The following is a 24,783-nucleotide window of genomic DNA, read 5'->3' on the forward strand; positions in this document are numbered from 1 at the left end:
GCGCATGAAGATCACTGGCAGATCTTCCAGCCCGATGTCGCGGACCCGCGGGCGCCGAGGAAGGACTGCCTTGTCCGATCAATCGCGGCATCTCCCCGCCCGGCCCAGCCTCCGGTACCTCAAGATCGAGGCGAAACGCCGCCTCTCCGCAGGGGAGTTCGCAACACTTCACGAAGCCCAGCTGGCCATCGCCCGCGAGCACGGGCTGCCGAGCTGGACCGCACTCAAGGAACGCATCGAGGCCGAAAACCCGGAGAGCCACGCCCTGACGCAGGTGCGGTGGGTGATGTCGCGCTTCGCGGCAGCCGGCACCCCGGGATGGACACCCCCCGACGAGGAGGAGCTACGCCGGCACTTCGATGATCGTTACCTGAGCCTCGTGCCGCCGGACTGGGTGACCGGCCTGTTCAGTACGGTGGCAGAGCGGCTGCGCGAGGGCCTGGCTGACGTGCAGGCCGAACCGCTGTACCTTCGCGCGCGCGTCGCCGACCTGCGCATCGAGGCGGCCACCGAGGCCCAACCGCCGCACCGGCTGAGCAGCCTGCGGATGTATCCGGCACGCGAAGTCGATGCCGACATCCCCACTGCGCCAGGGTGAGTTCAGATCCGCCAGGAGCGGATGCGGTCGGCCGCGTCGTACCCGTCGGCGCGGCCGGCGTCGATGTCACGGGCGAGATCGATCAGCGCGCCGTACGGCGGGTCCACGGCTTCGCCCGTGGCGTTCATGTACGCCGTGACGATCGCCGCACCGTACAGGGCGTTGCGCGCCGGGAGGGGGCGCAGCCGGATGATGGCGTGCATCAGGGCCGCCGCACGCCAGGCATTGTCGACCCTCACGCCGACCTGGGGGGTGTTGACCCGGTGGCGGGCCACGGCGGCCACGAGGTTGGAGAAGTCGTGGACCGAGGGCTGCTTGGGCAGCACTTCCGCCTGCCGCTCCAGCAGCCAGCGGATGTCGATGTGCAGCTCCACGGTCAGGCAGCGGCCCGTCCGGAGGCGTCCACCCGGGCTGGGGCGTCGTCGGGGAAGGCCGCGTCGAACGCGTCCGCGTTGTCGGCGACGAACGCGCGGAAGACATCGGCGGCGCCGTCCAGGCGAGGATCGCGGACCGCGTTGCGCGCGGCCTCGGTGATGAGGGCGGTGACCGTGGTGCCCTCGGCCTCAGCACGCTCCTGCAGCTGCGCGTGAAGCTCTTCCGGGACCCTGATCGTCACTGACTTCGACATACCCCGACCGTACAGCAAGGTGTACAGCGCGGCGACGGGTACGTTCGACCGACGCCGGTGTGACGGTCAGAGGAGGCGTTCCCACTCGACGATCATCGCGCGCACGTCGGCGGGATCGGTCCGTACCGGAAGGCTCTTGCCCGGCCGGATCTCGGCGGCGTGGTTGAACGGCACGCGCACGTGCCGGGTGACCGGCTGGCCGTGGATCACCAGGTCGAGTCGCACGATCGGCTCCGCGCCGATCGCGCTTGCCGTGCTCCTGACGGCGACGATCGTGGCCGTCGCCGGCACCCCGGTCGCGGCCACCTGCCGCAGCCTGGCGACGCTGCCGAACATGCGATGCTGCACCACGGTCCAGGCCAAGCCCTGCGACAGTCCGACCACGCCGATGACCCCGAGGCTCACCGACACTGCCGTTCTCGCCGCACCGCTGAACACCACGAGGCTGATCAGCGCGAGCACCAGCGCAGTGGCACCGGCCACCAGGAACACCCGTCCCAGTCGCCCGAAAGTGACGGTCACCGATCCCCCTTCCGGGAACCGTGCCAGTCAGCCCCCGCCGCCTCTTCTAGCAGGGCCTCAGCGGCGGCGTACAGTCCCGGGAGCGTCCGGAGCCGTCCAAAGCCACGATCCTCGTCGCTGCTATGGAGTGGCTGTGACGTACCGGTCCGAAGACAGCGCGAAGTCCCGTACTCGTCGGCCGCAACCGGGATCGACGGCCGGCAGCAGCTCCGGCAGGAAGTGGGGAATCGCAAGGCCGGTGAAGCCGGCCAATTCGCCCGTGGAGCGGACCTCCACGGCGAACAGGCCGAAGCCCTCGGCCTCCCACGCGCGCTCCATCTCTTCGATCCCGCTGCGCGTCTGCTGTTCGTCACGGAGGCTGCCGTCACCGATCCACCGCACCCGCAGAAAGGATGACGGGATCAAAGCGGCGTGCCGAACGTGCCAGCCGGGCAGGCACGTTGATCAGGCGGTCCCGAGGGGGCCTCCGCGAACGGGCCGTTCGTGGAGGACTGCGGCAGAAATGCCTGCGGGGTCATTCGACAGCCACGAGGATCTTGCCGAACTTCCGTCCCGCAGCCGCGCTGGTGTGGGCAACGGCCACCTGGTCGAGGCCGTGAACTCCTTGTCGATGTGGAGTGTGAAGGGCGCCCGAGCGCAGGCCGGCGGCGATGAGATTGCCGACCTGGGTCAGTCGGGCGGGGTCCTGGGTCGTGGTGAAGTCGAGGTGCCCGACGATCTTCATGGGCCACCGCGTGGGCAGGAGGGTGGACCGGTCGTCGAACGAACCGTAGCGGACGACGATGACATGCCGTGCTCCCGCGGCACCAGCAGCCCGGTCAGGTACTCGCGAAGCCCCCGCCGCTGCGCGAGGCCGACGAAGCGGTTCATCCAACCCGAGCCGCCTACTCCTCCAAACGGCCCCGGCGCGGCTGGACACGGACGACGGACAGTCATCACGGCCTCTGCGCGGCAGTTGACTCCCAATACCGCTCTGTCGTCATACCGCGCAACGAACGAGTTCAACGAACTACTGCTACTGGACAGTGCCCTGGCTTCGTCTCCGTTCGCGTATCCGGACGGCCACGAACACGACGATTGCCAATGCGACGACTGCGATGACCACCTTCTGGAGGATGCCCGCGTACTCGTCGACGTCCTGCCAGTTGGCGCCCAGCTGGTAGCCGGCCACGACGAAGCCGGCGTTCCAGATCAGGCTGCCGAGCGTGGTCAGGGACAGGAACCGCAACATAGGCATCCGTTCGACGCCTGCCGGCAGCGAGATGAGGCTGCGAAACAGCGGCACCATCCGACCGAAGAACACCGCCTTCGTGCCGTGTTTGAGGAACCAGCGTTCGGTGCGGTCGAAGTCCGACGGTTTCATCAGTGGCGTGCGGATGATCAGGGAGTGGACGCGGTCGCGGCCGAGCCACGCGCCCAGCCAGTAGGTGAGCAGGGCGCCGGCGACGGAGCCGAGGGTGGTCCAGAACAGCGCCATGAACAGGCTCATGGTGCCCTGGCTCGCGGCGAAACCGGCCAGGGGCAGCACCAGTTCGCTCGGCATCGGCGGGAAGATGTTGTCGATGCCGACGAGAAGCGCCGCGCCCGGTCCGCCCAGCTCGTCCATGATGTCCACCACCAGGCCGGCAAGACCTCCTGGCTGGTCGGCGGCTGCCACGTACATGTCTGACTCCCTCGGGTTGGCTGTGGAAATTCCGCAGTGAAACTGATGGATTACCGCGTACTCAGCGCATCGTGAATTTGTATTTTCTGTGCTCCCGGCGGGGAGTCTCGCCGGAACTCGCGGAATGCCGCCCACACCACGGATACGACCGCGACTGCCATAAGCGCAGCGAGGATCCGGAATTCCAGGGTGGGCGCGTACTGGCTCGACATTCCGCCCGGCATACCGCCCGACATGTCCCCGGGCTTCGCCTGCCCGTCTGGTCCGGGAAGGCCGGGCCCTCCTGGCTGGTCTCCCGGAGGCATCGAATCCGCTGCCGGGAACAGCACGTGGAGATAGGCGAGGAACGAGGCCACCTGTACGAGGACAGGCACATACCAGAGGCGGCGCGGCAGGTAGAACGCCGCGATCACGGTGAGTACCTCGGCCAGGTAGAAGTAGCGCTCGTGCATCGACGGAAGGAGGAACGGCACCAGGACAGCCGAGGCTGCTCCCATCAGCACGACTCTCGCAGTCGTAAGGCGCACTCGGCTCAGCCACACGCCGACGCACAGCCCGAGGATCACCAGCCCGGTCACCGCGATACCGATGGGCCGGATCACCTCCGCGTCGGCGCTCGCCGGGAGGAATTGGTAGATCGACGGTGCGAGCAGGGACAGCTGCGTATACGAGCTCGTCTGGTCCGCATATACCGACAGCAAGCGCCCTATGGGCGCTCCGACCAGCAACGCCGGCACGTCAAGGAGCAGGACGACCCCAGGGACGGCCAGCAGTACCCGCCACGGGATCCACCTTCTCAATGCCAGCACCAGAAGCAGCGGGAACAAGAAGACCGCCTGCAGCTTGAAGGCCAGTGACAGGCCGAAGAAGAGGCCGGCCGGCCACGGCCGCCTGCGCAGGAGGAAGTACACGCCGCCGAGGCCGAACGCGGCGTAGATGGAGTCGGCCTGCCCCCACATCCCGCTGTTGGTCCCCACGGTGGGGAGGAACAGCACGATGACGGCGGCCAGCGCCGGCAACCGGCGGCCGGTGTGACGCAGCGCGACGATGCGGTAGGTGAAGTACGCCAGTACCAGGTCGAACACCACCGAGATGATCTTGACCCCGATGAGTGCGGGTATCGGCAGATAGGTCAACGCCGCGATCAGGTACAGGTATGGGACGTTGTAGTCCGCAAAGCTGTACTTGAGAGCGCCGAATCCACCGTGTGCGGAAATGAATTCATACCAGTCTTTGACGAAGAATTTATAGTCGGTGGATTCGTGGTCGAACATGGCGACCCTGACCACGACCGCGAGCATGGTCGCTGCGGCCACCAGTCCCACTCGGCGGAATGTTTGCGTTCGTTTCTCGTCGATGCCGACGGATTCCAATGCTGCTGACACGCCGCGACCGTAGGGCGCGTTTGTGCGAGTTACCTGGGAGCCGAACTCGCAGACTCCCAGGCTTCTTTCAGGTTCCGTCCAGGCTGCTTGCGGTTACGCCTGGCACACCTGTTGTCATGACTGGCACCCCTGCCCCGGCGACACCGCCGGACCTGACCGGTGCGACCAAGACCACCACGGTCGACGTCGTGATCCCGGTGTACAACGAGGAACGAGCGCTGCGTGGCTGCGTGGACGTCCTGAAGTCCTACTTGGACGAACAGTTGCCCTTCGAGTGGACCATCACCATCGTCGACAACGCCAGCACCGACGCCACCCTGGCGATCGCAAACGAGCTGACCGAAGCGACGGATCAGGTCCGTGTGCTGCATCTCGACGAGAAGGGCCGTGGCCGTGCTCTGCGCACCGCGTGGCAATGGAGCGACGCCGACGTGGTGGCCTATATGGACGTCGACCTGTCGACCGGCCTCGACGCGCTGCTGCCCCTGGTGGCTCCGCTGGTCAACGGCCACTCGGACGTCTCGATCGGCTCGCGGCTCGCCCCGAGCTCAAGGACGGTTCGCGGTCCGAAGCGTGAGCTGATCTCCCGGGGTTACAACGCGCTCATCCGGCTCAGCCACGGCGCGAAGTTCTCCGACGCCCAGTGCGGTTTCAAGGCGGCGCGCACGGAGGTGATTCGCCCGCTGCTCGGCCACGTCAAAGATGACAACTGGTTCTTCGACACCGAACTGCTGCTGTTGGCCGAGCACAATGGACTGCGGGTGCACGAGGTTCCGGTCGACTGGGTCGAGGACATCGACACCCGGGTCAGTATCGGATCGACCGCGCTCGAGGACATCCGGGGTCTGATCCGGGTGGCACGGGCGAAGGCCGCCGGCACGGCAAGAGTCGCTGACCTGCCGCGGCGTCCGGAACCCCAAGCGGCCCACCCGGACGCGGTGTTGTCGCGACGGGACCCGGGGTTGCTCTGGCAACTGCTGTCGTTCGGCGCGATCGGCCTCTTGTCCACAGCGGTCACTCTGGTGCTCTACGCGCTCTTGCGGCCCACGATGCATCCGCTGGCAGCCAATCTGCTGGCGCTCGTGGTCACCACGATATTCAACACCGAGGCCAACCGGCGATTCACGTTCCTCGGCTCCCGTGGCTCGTCCGGCAGAGCGCACCTGCAAGGACTCATCGTCTTCGGCCTCTATTACGCGTTCACGTCGACCGCGCTGCTCGTCCTGCACTCGGCAGTGGCCGAACCCTCGCGTCTCCTCGAACTGGTCGTGCTGCTCGGCGCGTCCGTGCTCGGCACGGCCGGCCGGTTCGTCCTGCTGCGTGGCTGGGTCTTCAAACACGAAAAGGGAAACGTATGACCACCGCCGATACCGGCCAAGCCCAACCGACAGTGCACATCGAACCGACACGGCAACGTTCCCAGCCCTGGCCGGCGTACGCGCTCATCGCGATCCTCGTACTCGGGACGGTGCTGTACGGCTGGGTGATGTGGACCGACAACTGGGGCAACACGTACTACACGGCCGCGGTCAAGTCGATGTCGTCGAACTTCACGAACTTCCTGTTCGGTTCGTTCGACCCGGCCGGTACGATCACGATCGACAAGCCGCCGCTGGCGTTGTGGCCGCAGGTGGTCTCGGTGAAGATCTTCGGCTTCCACCAGTGGTCCGTGCTGCTGCCGCAGGTGGTCGAAGGCGTCGCGGCGATCTTCCTGCTGCACCGGACGGTCCGGATGTGGGCGGGGGAGAACGCCGCGCTGATCGCCGCGTTGGTCTTCGCGCTCACGCCGGTCACTGTGGCGATCACTCGCACGAACAACACCGACACCATGCTCGTCCTCACGCTCGTCGCGGCGGCTTACACCTTCACCCGCGCGATGAAAGCGCTGGAACCACGCACAAGGACGAAGTGGCTGCTGTTCACGGCGTTCCTGATCGGTTGCGGCTTCCTGGCGAAGATGGCGGCCGCGTACATCGTCATTCCTGCCTTCTTCGCCGCGTACCTGGCCGGCAGCAAGGCGCACTGGCGCCGTCAGGTGCTCGACCTGGCCGGTGCGACCGTGGTGCTGCTGGCGAGTTCGCTGTGGTGGGTCGCGGCATGCGGACTGTGGCCCGGTAAGAAGCCCTACGTCGGCGGCAGCACCGACGGCACGGCCCTGGACCTGATCCTGGGCTACAACGGGCTCGGCCGCGTGTTCGGCGGTGAGGGGAACGGCAACGGCGGGGCGGCGGCCACCGGCGGCGGAGGCGGCCCCGGCGGGGGCGGCCCCGGGGCAGGCGGCGCCTCGTTCGGCGGCCCGCCCGGTGCGGGCCGGATGTTCGGCGACGCGGTCGGCGGGCAGATCAGCTGGCTGCTGCCGCTGGCGCTGATCGCATTGGCCTTCGCGGCGGTGCTCGGCTTCCGGCGGCTGCGCCGCTCCGCCCCGGCGGACCCCGCCCACCGGGCAGGCTGGGTGCTGTGGGGCGGCTGGCTCCTGGTGAACGCCCTCGTGTTCAGCAACCAGAAAGGCGTCTTCCACCCGTACTACACCACCCTTATGGCACCCGCGATCGGCGCACTGGTCGGCGCAGGCACCATGTGGGCGTTCCAGAAGTACCAAGAGCGCGAGGGACTGGGCCGGTTCGTGCTGCCCGCCGGCGTCGCGGTGACCGCGGCATGGGCGTGGGTGCTCATCTCCCGGGACACCTCATGGCACGGCTGGCTGCGGTACGCGGTGCTGATCGTCGCGCTGGCCGCGATCCTGGCCCTGGTGCTGCGCAAGGTCCCGAGGCTCGCGCTCGCGCTCGGGCTCGGCGCGGTGCTGCTGGCACCAGCCGTGTGGTCGGCTGCCGGTGCGGTCTCCACCACCGCCATCGCGAGCCTGCCGGCCGCGGGGCCGGCGGAGGAGGAGATGCCGGTCGGCTGGGACAGCGGAAAACTCACCGCGGACCAACGCAAGGTCCTGGACTACGCCAAGTCGCATGCGTCCGGAGCCAAAATCACGCTCGCGGTCGAGGGCGGCTCCCAGTCCGCGGGGGTGTACGTCGTCGCCACCAACGAGACCGTGGTCGGCATGGGCGGGTTCGACGGCAAGGACCCGGTGCCCTCGGTGGGCCAGATGTCCACCTGGGTGCGTGAGGGCAGGCTGCGGTTCGTGCTCACCGGCGGCGGGATGATGATGACGGACGAGAAGACGGTCATCGAGCGGTCCAAGTGGATCGAGCAGAACTGCAAACCCGTACTCACAGCGGGCGAGAGCGGGACGCTGCACGAGTGCACGGGCGCGTGAATCTCAGCGTTCTCAGCAAGTTCCCAGGTTCGTCGTTGATGCTGGTCAAGTGGACCAGCATCAACGTGGCGAGGCGACCGTCCTTGTAGTGGACGACGAACCGAACATCCTGGAGCTGTTGTCGGCAGCGCTCCGGCTCAGCGGGTTCACCGTGCACGCGGCGAACTGCGGAGCCGAAGCGCTGGCCACGGCCCGGCACGTCCGGCCGGACATCGTCATTCTGGACGTGATGCTGCCCGACACCGACGGCTTCAGCCTCGCCCACAGCCTCCGTACGCTGCATGACCGACTGCCGGTGCTCTTCCTGACCGCAAGGGGCGCCGTGGAAGACCGGATCGCGGGCCTGACGGCCGGTGGCGACGACTACGTGACCAAGCCGTTCAGCCTGGAGGAAGTGGTGCTGCGGCTGTGGGCCATCCTGCGGCGCACAGGCAGCGGCACCGACGTCCCGCAGGACGACGCCACCCTCCGGTACGCCGATCTCGTGCTCGACGAGGACGCCCACGAGGTCCACCGGGCCGGCCGGCTGGTCCGGCTGTCGCCCACCGAGTTCAACCTGCTGCGGTACCTGATGGTCAATGCCGAGCGGGTGGTCAGCAAACCGCAGATCCTCGACCGGGTGTGGAGCTATGAATTCGGCGGGGACGGCCGGATCGTCGAGTCGTACATCAGCTATCTGCGCCGGAAGATCGATTCGGTGGAACCGCCGCTGATCCACACCATCCGGGGCATCGGCTACTCACTGCGGCTGCCCAGGGAAGAACGATGAGCAAGAACCGCCAGCGCAGACCGTGGACTCTACGGGCGCGCCTGATCATGGCGTTGCTCGTGCTGGCCGCCCTCGGCCTGGGCAGCATCGCGGTCACGAGCGTCGTGCTGATCCGCCAGTCGATGATCGCCCGGATGGACGACCAGCTCAGGGACCTCGTGCGCCAATTGGACGGCCGCCCGGAACAGTCGACGCCGTCGCCGGAGGATCCAGGGCGCAACTCTGACGGTCTGCCCACGGATTTCGCGATCCAGGTGCTCTACGGCAACGGGAAGCCGCAGATGTCCGCCCCGGCCGGCGAGGTTGGGCCGGTATGGCCAGAGATCAACTCGACCAACGTCGACCAGTACGACGCGCGCCCGTTCATGGTCCACGACAAGCAGGGCGGTGCCGACTGGCGGGTCATGGTGACGCAGCAGATGATGTCGGACGAACTGCGGATCATCGTGGCCGCCCAGTCGACGGAGACCACCGAGGCGACCGTGACGCAGCTGATCTGGATCGAGGTCGGGGTCGGAGTCGCTCTGCTGCTCGTCCTCGGTGGGGTCGGGTTCCTGCTGGTACTCCTGGGGCTGCGCCCCCTGACCAAGATCGAGAAGACCGTGGAGGACATCGCCGGCGGCCACCTCGATCTGCGGGTTGCGTCTGATTCACGTACCGAGGTCGGTCGGCTCGGGGGCGCGCTGAACACCATGGTGGGAAGGCTTTCCTCTGCGCTGCGCCAACGGGAACGGTCCGAGGAGCGGCTGCGCAGGTTCGTGGCGGACGCCTCGCACGAACTGTGCACCCCGCTGACGTCGATCCGTGGCTTCGCCGAGCTGAACCGCTGCGGCGGCGCGCCGGACCGGGCCGATGTGGATCGGCTGATGGGCCGGATCGAGGGCGAGGCGATCCGGATGAGCCGCCTTGTGGACGACATGCTGCTGCTGGCCCGCCTCGACCAGGAACGCGCCCTGGATCTGGCCGAACTCGACCTTCGCACACTCGTCGAGGACGCCGTGCACGACGCAAAGGTCCGCGACCCGCAGCGGCCACTGATCCTCGAAAGCGCCGAAAAACCGATCCGGGTCACGGTGGACGAACACCGGATGCGCCAAGTGATCACGAACCTCGTCAGCAACGCCATGGCCCACACCCCGCCCAGCAGGCCCGTGCACGTCCGCGTAGGCATGCCAGCCGAACGGCCAGAACCTCCTGTGGCCGTGGCGGGAAGTCTGGAATCGCGCGGCCGCGTCGTGCTGGAAGTGATCGACGAAGGGCCTGGCGTGCCGTTGGAGGCCGCGCCGAACATCTTCGACCGGTTCTACCGGGTCGACGAGGCCCGCTCCCGCACCCGCGGCGGCACCGGACTCGGCCTGGCCATCACCGCCGCGATCCTGGAGGCCCACGGCGGCCGCGTCGAACTCAGAACGGCGCCCGGCGAAGGTGCCCGCTTCACCGTGCTGCTTCCCTGACCCCTGATGACTGCTTCCTTGCAGATCACGTGAAGTAAGGCACGGAAGGAGCGTTGGCGAAACGTGATGCCCCGTCAGCTCTGTACCCCGACCGCGCGCAGCACGGCGTGCGCCATCCCGCGTTCGCCGAGCTCATTGGGGTGCACCGGCGCCGCCGGGGCCATCGGGATCAGAGGCTCGACCCAGCGTGTGTCCGGGTCCGAGCAGGCGTCTCGGCCCACGGAGGGTGTGTAGGTGTCGACGTACACGGCTCCGGCGGCGCGTGCGGTGGCGCGCAGGATGGCGTTGAGCTGCTGCTGCTTCTGTCGAAGGAAACCCACATCGCCCGGCACCAGCCCCATCGCCGGTCCGCAGGCGGCATCCTTGGCCGGCAGAATCGCGGGGTATCCGACGACGTACACCCGGGCCTTCGGCGCACGCCGCCTGATGTCGTTCAGCGCGCCGGACAGCCGCTCGCCCGCTGCCTTGATCTTCACCCCGACCTCGTCGGTACCGGCGGAGACGTACCGCTCCCGGCATGGCGCTTCGTTCGCCTTCCTGTCCCCCAGCCAGTTCTCCACCTGGTCCCGGACACCGGCCGTGACGCACGTCGTGATCAGCGAGCTGAATCCGATGTCGTTGCCACCGATTCCGAGGGTGACCAGCCGGGTCGAGGTGGAAACAGCCGACAGCTGGGCCGGGTTGATCCCGTTGCCCGTGGACTGCGGCGCGAACAGGTCGCCCATGGTGGCCCCGCTGCAGCTCACGTCGCGGAACTCGGCCGCTTCCAGACCGAGCCCGTCCGCGACCAACGCCGGATAGTTCCGATCGGAGCGGCCACAGCCCGCGGGCTCCCCCGTCTGGCCGGGGATCTTCGGGCCGGCCGTGTAAGAGTCACCCAGCGCCACGTAGGGCCCGTTCGGGGGTGTGAAGAGCGACGAGGCGGCACCGCCCTCGCCCCAACCGATTCCGACCGCGGTCAGCAGCGCGGCGCACGCGAAGGCCGTCCCCACTCCGAGCCATGTACGAGTTCTCATCTGAGGTTCTGCCTCCTGGTGCGGGAATCCGAGCGAAGGCAGGTGGAGCAGCTCACGCGGGCACGTGAACAGCGGTCGGCCGTTGCCGGACGCCAGGCGCAACCGACACACGAGGCCTTGGCCAAAGGCATGGCACAGCCTGTCTCGAATACCTCATCAGGCTTCCCGAGCAGGACCCTTCCTGTCGTCGTGCCGCTGATGGCAGTCGCCTACTGCCGTGGCAGTACACGCAAGACGGTTCGTCCTTCGAGGGCACGGCTCCATAGTCGGAGTCGACCATCACTGTCAGCCGGAGTGGGCTCCGGTCATCAGGGCTGCGAGGTCATCCGGGTGCAGGAACGACGGCGGTGGTGGCGGTCCCCACGAGTAGAGGCCCTGGGCACCCTCGAGGTCCTGCGGTGTCCACAGTTGGTCCTCGACGATGCAGTCCATGTCGGAGTAGTACTCGCTGAAGTTGCCCGCTGGATCCTTGAGGTACCAGAAGAAGTTGGAGCCCCCGTAGTGGCGCCCGAGCCCCCAGACATGCCGTTCGGGATGGTCCTCGAGCATGGCGTGCGCACCGCGGCCGACGTCGTCGATGTCGTCGACTTGCCATGAGGTGTGGTGCAGGAACGGCACTGGCGCGGAGAGCACGAGGATGTTGTGGTGATCGGTCGAGCAGCGCATGAAGGTGCCGGCATCCTTGATGTGGTCGCTGATCCTGAAGCCGAGGCCGTCGACGAAAAACGCCTGGGTGACGGCGTAGTCGGTTGTGCCGAGCACAGCATGGCCGAGCTTTCGAGGCCTGACCCGATCGGTCCGCAGCACGCCCGGCGCACGGTCTCCGGTGCGTTCGTAGCGTCCGGGCCCGTTGTACGGAGTGGCGGGGTGACTGTCCTGCACGACCCGGGGTGCGACCTCGAGGAACGCGCGCGTCCCTGTAGCCCGCTCGACAGCGCTGATCCAGCAAGGGCCCCGGTCGACCGTGATCCCCATGCGTTGCAGATTGTGTGTGGCGCGTGCGAGGTCGTCCTCGTCGTCGACACCGACGTGCACGTCGACCAGTCGCCGAGTCGGGGCATGGACGATGTGCAGCTGCCGGCCACCGTCCCGGGTGGCGAACCAGCGTTCCCCCTCCGAGACGTCCTCGGGGATGAGCCCGAACTCCTCGTAGTACGTGGCGACCTCGTCCACACGTGGGACGCCCATGGTGATGGACGTCAGGCGGTGCAGAGCCATCGGGGTCTCTCCTCTCAGAGGTGCGACTCAGGTGGTGCTCGGTGTGGCAGCGACCATGCGATTCCGCAGCTCGCCGATGCCTTCTACGTGGCTGGTGAGTACGTCACCGTCAGCCAGCCAGCGCTGCGGATCACGACCGATGCCGACACCGGACGGCGTGCCGGTGAATATGACGTCACCGGGCAGCAGCGGAGTGCTCGCCGAGAGGGTGGCGACCAGCGCCGGGACGGAGAAGATCAGGTTGCTGGTACGGCCGAGCTGCACCGGCTCCCCGTTGATCGCGCAACCCAGCTCGAGGTCGTCCGGGTCGGCGAGCTCGTCCAAGGTCACCAGCCATGGCCCGACGGGTCCGAAGCCGGGCAGTGACTTGCCCATGCTGAACTGCGGCGGCGTTGCCGCCATCTGCAGAACCCGCTCGGAGATGTCCTGCCCCACCGAGTAGCCCGCGACGCAGTCGAACGCATCCCCGGCAGACACACGATGGGCATGGCGACCGATGACGACTACGAGCTCGACCTCCCAGTCGACATGACCCCCTTGCGGAATCTCGATGTCGGCTCGGGGTCCGGTGATGCAGCTGGGGAACTTGGTGAACACCGGCGGCGCCGTCGTGGGCGCGTCGTACCCGGCCTCCGCCGCGTGCTCGCTGTAGTTGAGCCCGATCGCGAAGACCTGTCTCGGTGCGGGCACTGGCGAGCCAAGGTCGTCGGCCGAGAACGGGGAGCCCTCCTCCCAGCCGGCCGTCGCCGCCCAAGCGGTAAAGGCACCCCAGTCCTGGTAGACGCCTTGCGGGTCGGGGCCGAACCGGCCTCCACTGGCCTTTTCGACGTCGTGGGCAATCTCGTGCCCGGGATCGCCGGTGACGACGACGAGACGGCCCTTCAGGTTGGCAACGCGCATGCGGACGACTCCAGGTCGAGTGGGGAGTGGTGTCTCAGACCAGCGGGGTGATGTGGTCGTCGCGGTCGAGCAGGGCTTTGCCGTAGACCTCGTAGCCGATGGCGGGGGTGGCCACGGCGTGGCGGGCGGCGACCGCGGAGTCGCGCCAGATCCGCTGGAGCGGGTTGGCCTCGGCAAAGCTCCCCGCGCCGTGCGCGGTGAGCAGGATGTCGATCGCCTTCGTGATGTGGTCGACGATCCATCCGGTGTCGGCACGGACGCGGGCGCGGGCAAGGTAGTCGGGGTACTCGCCGGCCGCGGCCGCCCGGTCGATGTCGTCAGCTGCCCGGTAGGCGTGGAGGTGCGCGGTGTCGATCATCATGGCGGCTTCGGCCAGCTGGAGCTGGAAGGCGACCGAGTCCGCCTGCGTGGTGTAGAAGGTGTACGAAACAGGCTTCTTCGCGGCATTCGCTCGGACGATGTCCAGCGCCGCGCGGCCCAGGCCGAGCTGCGTGCCGGTCAGCACGAGGGCGAGGAAGGGGACGAACGGCGACCTGAACATCACCTCCTCGGTCCGCTCGGTGCCGTAGTTGCCTTCGATCGCCTGTGGCACCGAGATCACGCGGTGGTCAGGTACGAAAACGTCCGTGGCGGTCAGGCAGTTGCTGCCAGTGGACTTCATCCCGGCGACGAACCAGGTCTCCTCGAACGAGAGGTCGCTGCGCGGGACCAGGACCAGCCCCTGGTCGACGACCTCACCCTGGTCATCGGTGACCGGGATGCCGAGCACGGCCCACGAGGCGTGGAACGAACCGGAGTTCCAGAACCAACGTCCGGTGACCTGGTAGCCGCCCTCCACCCGGCGGGACTCGGAGGACGGAGTGAGCACGCCCGAGACCAGAGCGTCGGGATCATCGGCCCACACGTCGTCCTGGGCCTGTTGCGGGAAGAGCCCCGTCATCCATGCGCACACGTTGAGCAGGGCGACCACCCAGGCGGTTCCGCCGTCAGCCTCCCCAACGGCGGCCGAAACGTCGAGCATCGTGCGCATCGACGTCTCGTACCCGCCGTAGCGCTTGGGCTGCGCAATCTTGAACAGGCCGGCGTCGCGACAAGCCTGGATGCTCTCCTCGACGACCCGGCGGTCCTGCTCACCTTGAGCGGCGTTCTTGCGTATCAGCGGCTGGATCTCGGCGATGCGCGCGAGAAGCTCGGCTGTGGTCGGGACGCCACCGGTGCCGAAGGAACGGTCGGTCACAGTGGTCATGAAGGTGTCTCCTTTGACGCCGTCGAGTCGGGATGCGAGGTCGGCCCGCGGTCGATCTGATGGGCTGGTTGGTGATGTCAGCGGGCGCACGCGGCGATGAGGTCGACGATGTCCGGGCGTGACCGCTCGCAGAAGCGTGAGTGGGTGCCGAAAGTGCGGTTCGCGTAGACGAGCGGGGCGACGGCGCCGCGACTCCTGGCCGACCGCACCAGGCCGAGCAGCAGCAAGTGGTCACCGGCCTCCACCGTCTGGTGCAGGCCGCACTCCATCCAGCTGGGAGCGTCGGTCAGTCGCGGGAGCCCGCGCTCGAAGTACCAGTCAGTCGCGCCGAATCGGTCGACGTCCCGGCGTGCGAACACCGCCGCGAGGTCGTCCTGCGTCTGGCCGAGGATGTTGACCGCGAAGCGCCCGGCGGTCTGGATCGGAGCGAGGAGCGACGAGCGACGGTCCAGGGCGAGGCTGATCAGCGGCGGATCCAGCGACAGGGAGGCGAATGAACCCACCGTCGTCCCGAAGGGGACACCGTCGACAGCGGAGGTGACGATCGTGACCGGAGTGCACACACCAGACATCACGTCGCGGAACTGCTGCTGGTCGATCATGGCCACTCCCATCCACACGCCGCATATCAACCTTGTTGATGCTCCCGGCGGCGGTGGCCGCATGTCAAGGGCTTCACCCACACATGTCAAGTTGGTTGATTTATAAGCCCGACTCCGAAACACTTCCAACAGTGGCGCCACCCGTCTTGCGGGGCCCTGATCGCAGGTTGGTGCGCGAGCCAGACCCCTCCCCCTGCGCCCCTGCACATCAGCGCGGTTCACCATGGAGGAAGTAATGACTGTCGCGGTAACCGGTGCCAGCGGACAGCTGGGACGCCTCGTCGTCGAGGCGCTTCTGCTCACGGATACGCCGGTAGTAGCCATCGTTCGAAACCGTGCCAGTGCCGCCAAGCTGGCAGAACGGGGCGTGGACGTCCGACAAGCGACGTACGACGACCCCGGACTGCTCGACAAGGCACTCGCGGGCGTCCAGAGACTCCTGCTTGTCTCGGGCAGCGACTTCGGCGTCCGGGTCGGTCAGCACGTCAACGTCATTCGAGCCGCCGAGCGCGCGCATCTAGAGCTTCTCGCCTACACCAGCATCCCGAATGCGCATCGCAACCCGATGGTCATGGCTCAGGACCACAAGGCAACCGAGGCGACGCTCGTCGACGCCGACGTGCCGCACACGTTCTTGCGCAACGGCTGGTACTGGGAGAACTACATACCGAACCTGGCGCGTGCCGTGGAGACCGGTGTCATGTACGGTGCCGCCCGCGACGGTCGCGTCTCCGGCGCCGCCCGCGCCGACCTCGCAGCGGCGGCCGCCACCGTGCTCACGACGCAGGGCCACGCCGGACGCGTCTACGAGCTCGGGGGCGATGCCGTCACGTATGCAGGCTTGGCAGCAGCCATGTCTGACGCAGCCGGCAAGCCGGTGCGGTACCAAGACCTTCCACCGGAGGACTTCACCGCCGCCCTGGAGCGGGCCGGCGTGCCGACCGGATTCGCGCAGGTGCTGACCGACGCCGACCTGCGCATCGCCGAGGACGCTCTGTTCATCGACAGCGGCGACCTCGCCGGACTCATAGGCCACCCAGCGACTCCGGCGGTCGATGTTTTCCGCGCTGCTCTCGATCGCGATCGAGAGTGACGCAGTGTCGGCCTCCCCGGTCGCGACGGGCTGCACTCTTGACGACGACCAAGCCGGACGGCACCAACTCAGACACCCGCCTTCCGATCAAGAGCACATGCGGTCGATGTCCCGACAATTCGGCCCCATCCGGCGGAAGTTGCCTGGGGCCGCGCCGTCAGAAACCGGTTCGCGCCAGTGTGACGTGGTCGATGCGCTCGCCGTTCTCCGACAGTGCCGAGAGCACGAGTTCGACTTCGCCTCCGGTGGGTGCCGGCCGACTCAGGCTGCGCGGGCCCACTTCTTGGTCACCCTCGATGAACCCGCGCGGCCGTCCTCATGTCACGGCCGGGCCGCGATCAGCCATGGCCGGCACAGCGGACTACCGTCCGCGTGCGTCCGGACGCTGCGGCGCCTCGCCCAGGACGGTGGCGAACAGCGCGTCGCGGAGCGCCACCTCACGCGGGTCGTCCCACAGGTGGAAGCCGCAGCGGTTCATGGCGTAGGCGAACCCGACACCGGTGTCCGGGTCGGCGAAGGCGAACGATCCACCCAACCCCATCGTGCCGAACGCCGTGCCCGCGGAGGAACCGAAGCGGAATCGGGGAAAGGGCTTCATGTAACCGAGGGAGTACTGGGTGTCGACGCGCAGCACCTGGTCCCGCAGCCCTTCGGAAGGAGGCCGGGCGGCACGGGTGAGGGCCTCCACCGTGGCCGGGTCCAGGCCGAGGGCCTTGCCTCCGGTCGCGGCATCGCCGTACAGCTTGGCAATCGAACGCACCTCGCCGATGCCGTTGACAGCGGGTATCTCCAGGGCGTGCACCTCCGGGCGGTTGAAGGCCTCAACCTTGCTCAGCTCCCGGGGATTGCTGAACGCCCGGGCGGAGAGGCTGCGCGGATTGCTGAACGCCAGCACGAACGGCAACGGCATCTCGCCGACGTGCAGGAGCATCTCGAAACCGGCGAAGCCGTGGATGTGCGCGATCAGCTCCGGATCCACCGTCGAGGGCAGGCCGATGTGGAACTCCGCGTCGAGCGGGGCGGCGATCTCTTCGGCGAAGTAACGGCCCAGGCTGCGTCCTCGGGGGTCCACCCGGCGGATCAGTTCGCTCTCGTAGTAGCCCAGTGACTGGCCGTGGTAGCCGTGCCGTGTCCCCGGTGTCCACGCCGGGCGCTGCTCGGCCAGTGCCGCGGACAACACATGCGGATCCGCCAGGTCCGCCAGCTTCAACGGCCGGTCGATGACCGGCAGCCCGGCTTGGTGCGACAGCAATTGGCGCACGGTGACGTCACTCTTGCCGGCCTCGGCGAACTCGGGCCAGTAGGCGGCCACCCGTTCGTCGTAGCTCAGCAGTCCGCGGGCGTGGGCGACTGCGACCGCCAGAGACGCGACCCCCTTGGTGGTGGAGTACACCGGCACCAGCGTGTTCTCCTGCCACGGCTCTCGCGTCAGGCCGTTGCGGTAACCACCCCAGAGGTCTACGACCTTGACCCCGTCCCGGTAGACGGCACACGCGGCACCGACCTCTCGGCCGTCGGCGAAGTTTCGCCGGAACGCGTCCGCGACGGCACCGTAACCCTCATCCACGGCGCCGCGGACAAGGGTCATCGGCACATCGATTCTTAACACCATGCGACCACGTTAATGCGTGCTCCCAACGTGCTGCCCTTGAGACCGACGGCCCCGTTTCGGCCGTCCTCATTTCACGACCCAGCACCGATCACCAATCGCCGACCGAGTCGTAAGGGCTCGCAGAGAAGTCCGGGGTGTTGTTCCCGCATCTGGACGAGCGGCAGCGTCGGTTACTGATGAGCACCGAGGCCCGGGTCCTGGGACACATTGGGAATCCTGCCCGCCCTCCCCCGGGCCAAGGTCACGAGGCTTGCGGCTCAGGGCCGTACAGCACGTCAGCCGCCGTCAGCGTGCGGTGAAAGCCCACTCCCCCGAACCCAACGCGTAAGCCGTGGGGCCTTCATGTGGCGCAGGCGCTGCACCAGGAGGCGCTTGGACCTTGGCGTTCGGTGAGAGCAGTGGAACTCGGACGACGGCGGAGGAGCCTGGCGGGACCGTGACCGTCAGTTGCAGTCCTCCGTCACGGCTGCGATTCCACTTACAGGAAATCCTTCCGCGAACCGTGTCGACGCTTGCCGCGACCTGGTTGAGCCCTCTCGGCACCTCGGGGTCAACCAGGAAGGTTCGGTAGCCGGCTGACGTCGGTCGGATGCCCCCCAGCACGGTAATGAATGAGGCATTGATTCCCGCGAACATCGCGTGATCATGCGTCTCCATCGAAGACGCGTAGAGCCACTGCTCCCAGGAACTGGTGGCACCTTGGCTGATCTGGAACCCGAATCCAGGGTAGGTGGTCTGGCTGAGCATGGTGATGGCCAGATCAGTACGACCGATGGCCTTCAGGGCGTCCATCAGGTACCGGGTGCCGAAGATACCGGTGTCCAGATGCGAGTTGTTCCTATTGACGATGGTGTCGATGAGTCTGTCGCCCACGGCTTTGAGCCTGTCGGCCGGAACCATGCCGAACGCGATAGGCAGGATGCTCGTCGTCTGGCGTCCGTCGCCATACGCGTCGCCTGCCGCGTTCAGGAAGTGGTCGTTAAATGCCTGTTTGATGGAGTCGGCCAGTTCGGCAAAGTGCGCGGCGTCGCCTTGTTCTCCCAGAGCCTGGGCGGCCTTGGCCACGACGGAGGCTTGGCGATAGGACAGAGCCGTGTTGACGAGTGACACCTCGCTCGTGCAACTGCCGGCGTTGGGGCTCCCCATGCCGTCGTTGGTGCCTGGGCCGTAGAAGGGTGGGCACCAGTCTCCGAACCCCTTGTTCTCGGGCCAGATGTGATCTGGGTACGTGGCCGCATTGGTGTCGACGAAGGTCTTCATCTTCGCGTACGCGGCTTTGAGGGGTTCCTTGTCGCCGTACTGCTCGTACAGGGCCCAGGCAAGACCGATCTGGTTGCCGCCCATGTCCGGCTGCTGGGCGTTGTGGCTGTCGTTGGGCAGTGCCGTGCCAGGCGGCATGTCCTGCAGGTACTTCGCATAGAAGGTATCCATGTCGAAGGCCACGACTGATGCGTCGTGGTAGGCCTGGACATCCATGCCGGGCGGGGTCCGTTCGTCCCGCACGGGGTTGTCCGTGGGGATGCTCATTGAGTTGTTCAGGATGCTCCAGCGGTTGTTCTGCCAGATACGGTTCAGCAGCGTGCTGGAGGATTTGAAAGCGGCGAGTGAAGCCACATCTGCGTGGACGACGCGTCCGATGATGCTCTGGGTGGTAGGGCGTCCGGGGTATCCCGTGACCTGGAGGTAGCGAAAACCGTGATAGGTGAAGCGCGGTTCGTAAACCTCTGGCTTTCGCGTTCCGGCGAGCACGTAGGTGTCCGTGGAGGCCGCGTTGCGATTGGTGGCTGTGTCCAGGGTCCCGTCTGTGTTCAGCTCCTCGGCGGTTGTCATGGTGATGACCGTGCCGGCCTGCCCTTGGGCGGTCAGCCGCGCCCAGCCCGCGAAGTTCTGGCCGAAGTCGTAGATGTACGTTCCGGGCTTGGGCTGAGTGATCCGCACTGGCGAGAGGTTCTGTGTGACTCGCATCGGGGTCATGGTGTTCGCGGCGAGCGTGTCGCTTGGGGCATCAGCGGTGGTCACCGCGTGCCAGGAGGCATCGTTGAATGATCCGGTGTCCCAGCCGCGCTGTTCCGCGCGTGCGTCGTAAAACTCGCCGTCGTAGATGTCGTTGGCGACGATGGGGCCCTTGGACCACTTCCAGGAGGTGTTCGAGGTGATGCTCTTGTGGCTGCCGTCGGTAAAGGCGACGTCGATCAGCATGATTGCCTGCTTCGGCCCTGTCCAGCGGAACCCGTACGGGCTGAAGCGGGGGCCGTAGCCGTTGCCCAGCCACAGGCCGACCGCATTGGAGCCCGTCTGCAGAGAGCGGGTGATGTCGTAGGTGTCGTACAGGTTCCGCTGCTGGTACGGCGTGCTGGCCGGCGTGAGGACATGGTCGCCCACTTTTCCGCCGTTGAGGTGCAGTTCGTAAAAGCCGAGACCGTAAACGTAGGCACGGGCGGAGGCGACCGGCTTGTCCAAGGTGAAGCTCTTGCGCAGTAGCGGCGCGTTGCTCTCATTGCTCAGCAACACTGGATCGCCAGTCGGTTCCAGTTGACCGGAACTGACAGGCGCGCCGGGGAAGGACGGGTCGGGTGACACGGAGAAGTCGTCACTGAAAAGCAGCTTGCCGTCGAGGTCATGGACCGCCAGGTTGTCATACAGGGCACGTTCTTGTACCCCGTTCGTGCTCGAGGCACGGAACCCAATGGTGCCGCTGGTCAGAGACTCGTCTGTAAGTGTGTCGACCTGCTGACCGTCGACCCAGGTGGTGAAGGTGTCGCCGTCCGCCCTGATTCTCAGATGGTGCTGTGTGGAAGCATCATCCGGCGGAATGAGGGAGCTGATGTCGACCTCCTTCAAGGTGGTGAAGGAGCCGCCGACATTCTTGTGAGGGCGTAGCAGTACCTTGTCGGCAGCACTGACCGTGTTGATCTGCCACAGGTAGTAATTGGAGCTGTCCTTGGCCCGGAAGACGACAGAAGCCGCAGCACTCTTGATCGTGACGTCGGTATCCAGTGTGAAATCGGACCAGTCTTGCTCCCCGTGCTTCGGGGTGATCCACTGGGCGCCCTTCCAGTCAGCCGCGGAACCGAGAGCGGCTTCCCAGTAAGCGGGCGCGCTCCAGTCCGACGACTTACCGTGGTTGTCCCAGATCTTCACTTTCCAGTAGTACCGATGCCCTGCTCTCAACGCCCGGCCTCGGTACGGCACACCTACTGACTCTTCGCTGGCCACCTTTCCGCTGTCCCAGACGTCGGATGCGCCGGCGGAGAGCTTGTCCGCACGTGTAGCGACGAGGATCCGGTATGCAGACTGCAGCACGCTTCGTCGAGATGCAGCCAACTGCCAACTGAAGGCTGGGTGCTGACTGGTGACGGCCAACGGATTGGCGTCACCATTCACCTGGAGGCGGCGCACGGAGAGTTCCTGGCTGTTCGGCTTGGCACTGGTCGCAGCGCCGACAGAGGGCGCGGCGAGGAACCCAGAGACGAGCACTGCCGTGACGATCAGGAACACCAGGCTCTGTCGGCGCCCCCAGTCAGGGAGCGCATGTCTTGATCGGGACACCATGTTTCTGCCTCTCTGCTGTCAGTGACTGCGGGCGGCCGACATCTCGCCAGGGATCAGGAAGGGCCTGTTATCAGTGAGTTCAAGGCTGAATCGTTCGAAAGAGAGGTGGCGGGTTGGCGATCATTCGCCCCTGTCCTGCGGCGCACCGTCAAGCCTCTTGAAGGAAATGAAGGAGCGCTGAAACGTTTCATATGGAGATGGCGAGAAGAAGTTACCTCGAAGGTCGGGCAGCCGTACAGAGTTGAGACAGGAATCGCAGAAGCTGCGGCAGGCCCGGCTCTCAGTTTGATCCATAGCCTCTGGCGGCGTTGGGCTCTGCCACGTTACGACCTCACTTACCAGCCCATTGCACCCCTGCCGTACAGGATGAAAGAGGCTCAGTGAACCGGTGTGTGCGCTCATCGGCGGCAGTCCGGTGCCGAACTCGACCTCCACCATGGTCAGTCCGGCCAGGTGCTCAGCGAGCACGTCGACGCAGGCGGTCCGTCCGTCGCGGCGTGATCAAGACCGTCCTAAGACCGTCGCCGGTAGTGACGCCTTCAACGCCATGTCTAAATGCCTCACCAAGGTCTTTGCCGTGGCCACGCCGACGCTAGTCTTCGCCGTGGCGATCAACGGGTTCACGAACACCATCCCGCCGGGCCGACAGTGCCGGTAGAGGGGACATCAATCCGTTCTTGTACGCGATGACGACGAACTGGGCGCGATCGCGGGCACCGAGTTTGGCCATCGCACGTTGCACGTGGGTTCGCACGGTGAGGACGCTCAGGTGCAGCTCAGCCGCGATCTCGTCGTTCGACTTGCCGTCGGCGGCCAACTTCATCACCTCTACCTCACGATTCGTCAGATCTGCGAGGCCGGGGGTTGTGATCGTCGCGGCCGGCTGGCCCGGCGACGGGATGGCGACGAACTGCGCGATGAGGGCTTTGGTCGCCCCCGGGGACAGCATGCTCTCGCCCGCGGCGACGATCCGTATGCCTTCGAGCAGCGCGTCGGTCGTGACGTATTTTCCCAAGAAGCCACTGGCGCCTGCGCGCAGTGCACGGGCGACATGCTCATCGTTCTCGAAGGTCGTGAGAATGAGCACGCGGGTGTTGGTCAAGGCCGGGTCGGCACAGATGGCCTCGGTGGCCGCCAACCCGTCCATGCCCGGCATCCGCACGTCCATCACGACGACATCGGGTTGGTGGGCGCGAGCCAGGCGGATTGCCTCGGCTCCGTCCTCGGCCTCGGCGACGACCTCAAGGTCGTCGCAGGAGTCGATCAATATCTTGAAGGTCCCTCGCAACAGGGCTTGGTCGTCAGCGAGGAGGATCCTCGTCGTCATGTTGGCGTCACCGGCCCGGTTCGGTTGCGATGTGCGGAAGTGCAGGCGGTCCGATGTGTAGAGGAAGACTGGTGAGAACCTCGAAACCGGTGCTGCTGCCATTGATCTCCAAGTGGCCCCCCACAGCTTGAGCACGCTCCCGCATTCCGATGATGCCGTAGCCGCCGTGGTCCTCCCGGCGAGAGTAGGCGTCGCTGGTCTCGTTCGAGACGCGGATCGTCAAGCGGGAAGCGTCGTAGGAGAGCTGCAGAGATGCTTTCGGTGTCGCGGAGTGCTTGGTCGCGTTCGTGAGCGCCTCTTGGATGATGCGGAAGGCGGTGAGGTCGACTCCGGGCGGCAGTTTTCGAGCCGCTCCTGCGGTTTGCAGATCGACGATGAGCCCAGCAGAGCGGCAGGCTTCCAAGAGGGCCGGGAGTTGGGCCAGCCCTGGGGCCGGTTCCAACGTGTCGGCGTCTGCGTCGTCGGCGTGACGTAGGACACCGATGGTCGCACGCAGTTCGAGCATGCCGTTCGAAGTGGTGCCTTGTAGGTCGGCCAGGAGCTTTCTGGACGTCTCCGTGCTGATGTCGAGCATGTGGGCTGCCGTGCCCGCCTGTGCGTTGGCCACTGCCATGTGGTGCGCGACGACGTCGTGCAACTCGCGGGCGATGCGCATGCGCTCCCCGGCCACTCGGAGCCGTGCTTCCTCGTCGCGCGTGCGCTCGGCGTACTCGGCCCGCGCGCGGACGGCGTCCAGGTAAGCCTGGTGAAGTTGGGATCGGCTCCCGAGGGCCAAGGGGAGCAACAGCCAAAGTGCCGGTCCCACGGTGCGCAGGAGCACCGATCCATCGATATGGAACCCGATCGCAACTGCCACCACCAGCGCCGTGGCAGCACCTCCATACGTCCAGGCCGTCGCGCTGCTTGTCCTGGCGGCCAGCCAGTAGAGGGCGACCATCAGCGGGGCAAGCAACAGGGGGGTCATGAGGTAGCCCATCCCACCAGTGGTGACGACACATGCGGTCGTCACGACAACGGTGATGCGTGGGTGCTGACGCGCCCTGAACAGCGCCAGGCACGCCACCACAGCCAGCACCTCGGCGACCCAGACGTTCTTTGGCCTGTCGCCGTCCGGAGTGGCGAGATTGGCTCCGAGGATCGCACCGCCCAACAGCGCGAGCACGATGGCCCCGTCTGTCAGCCATGGACGCCGGTCGGCATACTGATCCAGGCGAGCCGCCATTGGCTCCACCTCCCCGCGCCTCGAAGGTAACGGCTCTGGCGCCCATCCTCTCGCGAGCGAGTCCCGTCGTGCGACGGCGCCCACTCAGCGGCCAGGGGCCGACTGCTGTGACCCGCCCTCGGGTCTCCGTCCGGCTGCCGGCAACTCACGCCGGAGGCGCGGCCGCCATCTTGTAGCCGGACACCTGGGCGATCTCCTTACCGTCCTCGCTGAACTCGAGCAGCGCTCGGTAGGCCAGGCTGACTCGGGCATCGGCCCACATCCCGCGCACCGGCTGGATGCGGTAGAAGACCTGCATTCCCTGGTCCGGCGGCTTGATGTTGTTGAACAGGGAGGTGTCTGCCGCCCAGGGGAACTGGTCCAGGCTGATCTTCGACGCGTGACGGATCTCCTCGATGTCAGTGACGACAGTGGCGATCCCCTGCATCTGCAGCGACCGGGTCGTGAAGCGACCGTAGAAGCCGTCGGGCGGCAGGTAGGCGATGTCGTAGCTGACATGGGGATTGCGCTGGATGTGGGCGTGCTTGCGTGTGTTCTTGAAGGTGTGCATGTACACGATCAGCCCGTCGCCTGCGAGGTGCATCCTCGCCGAGGACGGAAACCCGTCGGCGTCGATCGTGGCCAGGCTTGAGAGCTCCTCGGTGCGCAGCAGCTCAATGATCTCGGTCTCGATCTCCGCCACGGTCGGTTCAGGTTTGGACATGGTCG

General features: G+C 66.6%; 22 protein-coding genes and 3 pseudogenes. 6 read left to right on the plus strand and 19 right to left on the minus strand.

Going from position 1 to position 24,783, the window contains the following annotated elements:
- Positions 1–70: 70 nt before the first annotated feature.
- Positions 71–598 carry a hypothetical protein gene (locus ACTWQO_RS04905; RefSeq protein WP_443235953.1) on the plus strand — a complete coding sequence of 176 codons (528 nt, stop codon included), beginning with the start codon at positions 71–73 and terminating at the stop codon, positions 596–598.
- A 2-nt stretch (positions 599–600) separates the two neighbouring features.
- On the opposite strand, the gene ACTWQO_RS04910 is transcribed toward ACTWQO_RS04905, so the two are convergent.
- The 8 genes and pseudogenes from ACTWQO_RS04910 to ACTWQO_RS04945 all read right to left on the minus strand — a co-directional run bounded on the left by ACTWQO_RS04910 (position 601) and on the right by ACTWQO_RS04945 (position 4,796).
- Entirely contained in the window at positions 601–978 is a 378-nt protein-coding gene (locus ACTWQO_RS04910) for a toxin Doc (protein WP_443236006.1), read from the minus strand.
- Positions 975–1,226 carry a YlcI/YnfO family protein gene (locus ACTWQO_RS04915; RefSeq protein ID WP_443235954.1) on the minus strand — a complete coding sequence of 84 codons (252 nt, stop codon included), beginning with the start codon at positions 1,224–1,226 and terminating at the stop codon, positions 975–977. Before ACTWQO_RS04915 ends, ACTWQO_RS04910 begins: the two co-directional genes overlap by 4 nt.
- Positions 1,227–1,292: 66 nt before the next feature.
- Positions 1,293–1,748: a hypothetical protein gene (locus ACTWQO_RS04920; RefSeq protein ID WP_443235955.1), complete on the minus strand. Its 456-nt coding sequence runs from the start codon at positions 1,746–1,748 to the stop codon at positions 1,293–1,295.
- Positions 1,749–1,868: 120 nt separating this feature from the next.
- Positions 1,869–2,129 carry a GNAT family N-acetyltransferase gene (locus ACTWQO_RS04925; protein ID WP_443235956.1) on the minus strand — a complete coding sequence of 87 codons (261 nt, stop codon included), beginning with the start codon at positions 2,127–2,129 and terminating at the stop codon, positions 1,869–1,871.
- A gap of 133 nt (positions 2,130–2,262) precedes the next feature.
- Positions 2,263–2,472 (minus strand): hypothetical protein, encoded by a 210-nt coding sequence (locus tag ACTWQO_RS04930; RefSeq protein WP_443235957.1) that lies wholly within the window; start codon positions 2,470–2,472, stop codon positions 2,263–2,265.
- A 71-nt stretch (positions 2,473–2,543) separates the two neighbouring features.
- A pseudogene (locus tag ACTWQO_RS04935) lies at positions 2,544–2,684 on the minus strand (IS701 family transposase); the annotation flags it as partial.
- 79 nt (positions 2,685–2,763) lie between these two features.
- Positions 2,764–3,411, minus strand: a complete 648-nt coding sequence (locus tag ACTWQO_RS04940; protein ID WP_443235958.1) for a DedA family protein — start codon at positions 3,409–3,411, stop codon at positions 2,764–2,766.
- 50 nt (positions 3,412–3,461) lie between these two features.
- Entirely contained in the window at positions 3,462–4,796 is a 1,335-nt protein-coding gene (locus ACTWQO_RS04945; protein WP_443235959.1) for a glycosyltransferase 87 family protein, read from the minus strand.
- A 188-nt stretch (positions 4,797–4,984) separates the two neighbouring features.
- Here ACTWQO_RS04945 and ACTWQO_RS04950 point away from each other — a divergent pair, with 188 nt between their 5' ends.
- Genes ACTWQO_RS04950 through ACTWQO_RS04965 form a run of 4 tightly spaced genes read left to right on the plus strand, consistent with a single transcriptional unit; the run spans position 4,985 to position 10,287 of the window.
- Complete coding sequence (locus ACTWQO_RS04950) at positions 4,985–6,154, plus strand: glycosyltransferase (protein WP_443235960.1); 1,170 nt, start codon at positions 4,985–4,987, stop codon at positions 6,152–6,154.
- Entirely contained in the window at positions 6,151–8,064 is a 1,914-nt protein-coding gene (locus tag ACTWQO_RS04955; RefSeq protein ID WP_443235961.1) for an ArnT family glycosyltransferase, read from the plus strand. Before ACTWQO_RS04950 ends, ACTWQO_RS04955 begins: the two co-directional genes overlap by 4 nt.
- 49 nt (positions 8,065–8,113) lie before the next feature.
- The gene (locus ACTWQO_RS04960; protein ID WP_443235962.1) at positions 8,114–8,833 is read left to right on the plus strand and encodes a response regulator transcription factor; all 720 of its coding nucleotides are present in this window, start codon (positions 8,114–8,116) and stop codon (positions 8,831–8,833) included.
- Positions 8,830–10,287, plus strand: a complete 1,458-nt coding sequence (locus ACTWQO_RS04965) for an ATP-binding protein (protein WP_443235963.1) — start codon at positions 8,830–8,832, stop codon at positions 10,285–10,287. The genes ACTWQO_RS04960 and ACTWQO_RS04965 overlap by 4 nt, the downstream gene beginning before the upstream one ends.
- A gap of 74 nt (positions 10,288–10,361) precedes the next feature.
- Here the strand turns inward: ACTWQO_RS04965 and ACTWQO_RS04970 are convergent, their stop codons facing one another.
- The 5 genes from ACTWQO_RS04970 to ACTWQO_RS04990 all read right to left on the minus strand — a co-directional run bounded on the left by ACTWQO_RS04970 (position 10,362) and on the right by ACTWQO_RS04990 (position 15,269).
- Positions 10,362–11,303 carry an SGNH/GDSL hydrolase family protein gene (locus tag ACTWQO_RS04970; RefSeq protein ID WP_443235964.1) on the minus strand — a complete coding sequence of 314 codons (942 nt, stop codon included), beginning with the start codon at positions 11,301–11,303 and terminating at the stop codon, positions 10,362–10,364.
- A gap of 285 nt (positions 11,304–11,588) precedes the next feature.
- Positions 11,589–12,521 (minus strand): VOC family protein, encoded by a 933-nt coding sequence (locus tag ACTWQO_RS04975; protein WP_443235965.1) that lies wholly within the window; start codon positions 12,519–12,521, stop codon positions 11,589–11,591.
- 27 nt (positions 12,522–12,548) lie between these two features.
- Positions 12,549–13,421 (minus strand): fumarylacetoacetate hydrolase family protein, encoded by an 873-nt coding sequence (locus ACTWQO_RS04980; protein ID WP_443235966.1) that lies wholly within the window; start codon positions 13,419–13,421, stop codon positions 12,549–12,551.
- Positions 13,422–13,455: 34 nt separating this feature from the next.
- Positions 13,456–14,667, minus strand: coding sequence for an acyl-CoA dehydrogenase family protein (locus ACTWQO_RS04985; RefSeq protein ID WP_443235967.1), 1,212 nt, complete (start codon positions 14,665–14,667; stop codon positions 13,456–13,458).
- A 77-nt stretch (positions 14,668–14,744) separates the two neighbouring features.
- A complete protein-coding gene (locus tag ACTWQO_RS04990) occupies positions 14,745–15,269 on the minus strand; it encodes a flavin reductase family protein (RefSeq protein ID WP_328352149.1) in 525 nt (174 codons plus the stop codon).
- Positions 15,270–15,492: 223 nt separating this feature from the next.
- Between ACTWQO_RS04990 and ACTWQO_RS04995 the strand changes: the two genes are divergently transcribed.
- Positions 15,493–16,362: an SDR family oxidoreductase gene (locus ACTWQO_RS04995; protein WP_443235968.1), complete on the plus strand. Its 870-nt coding sequence runs from the start codon at positions 15,493–15,495 to the stop codon at positions 16,360–16,362.
- 361 nt (positions 16,363–16,723) lie between these two features.
- Here the strand turns inward: ACTWQO_RS04995 and ACTWQO_RS05000 are convergent, their stop codons facing one another.
- The 6 genes and pseudogenes from ACTWQO_RS05000 to ACTWQO_RS05025 all read right to left on the minus strand — a co-directional run bounded on the left by ACTWQO_RS05000 (position 16,724) and on the right by ACTWQO_RS05025 (position 24,778).
- Positions 16,724–17,950, minus strand: a complete 1,227-nt coding sequence (locus tag ACTWQO_RS05000; RefSeq protein ID WP_443235969.1) for a serine hydrolase domain-containing protein — start codon at positions 17,948–17,950, stop codon at positions 16,724–16,726.
- Positions 17,951–18,259: 309 nt separating this feature from the next.
- Positions 18,260–20,470 (minus strand): annotated as a pseudogene (locus tag ACTWQO_RS05005) (family 78 glycoside hydrolase catalytic domain); the annotation flags it as partial.
- Positions 20,471–20,653: 183 nt separating this feature from the next.
- Positions 20,654–21,526 (minus strand): annotated as a pseudogene (locus ACTWQO_RS05010) (glycoside hydrolase family 78 protein); the annotation flags it as partial.
- 592 nt (positions 21,527–22,118) lie between these two features.
- Positions 22,119–22,853, minus strand: coding sequence for a response regulator (locus tag ACTWQO_RS05015; RefSeq protein ID WP_443235970.1), 735 nt, complete (start codon positions 22,851–22,853; stop codon positions 22,119–22,121).
- Between the two features lie 7 nt (positions 22,854–22,860).
- A complete protein-coding gene (locus ACTWQO_RS05020; protein WP_443235971.1) occupies positions 22,861–24,075 on the minus strand; it encodes a sensor histidine kinase in 1,215 nt (404 codons plus the stop codon).
- Between the two features lie 145 nt (positions 24,076–24,220).
- Positions 24,221–24,778, minus strand: a complete 558-nt coding sequence (locus ACTWQO_RS05025) for a pyridoxamine 5'-phosphate oxidase family protein (protein ID WP_443235972.1) — start codon at positions 24,776–24,778, stop codon at positions 24,221–24,223.
- Positions 24,779–24,783 lie beyond the last annotated feature (5 nt).

Origin of the sequence: Streptomyces sp. 4N124 (assembly GCF_052245395.1) — a bacterium.
Taxonomy (GTDB): Bacteria; Actinomycetota; Actinomycetes; order Streptomycetales; family Streptomycetaceae; genus Streptomyces.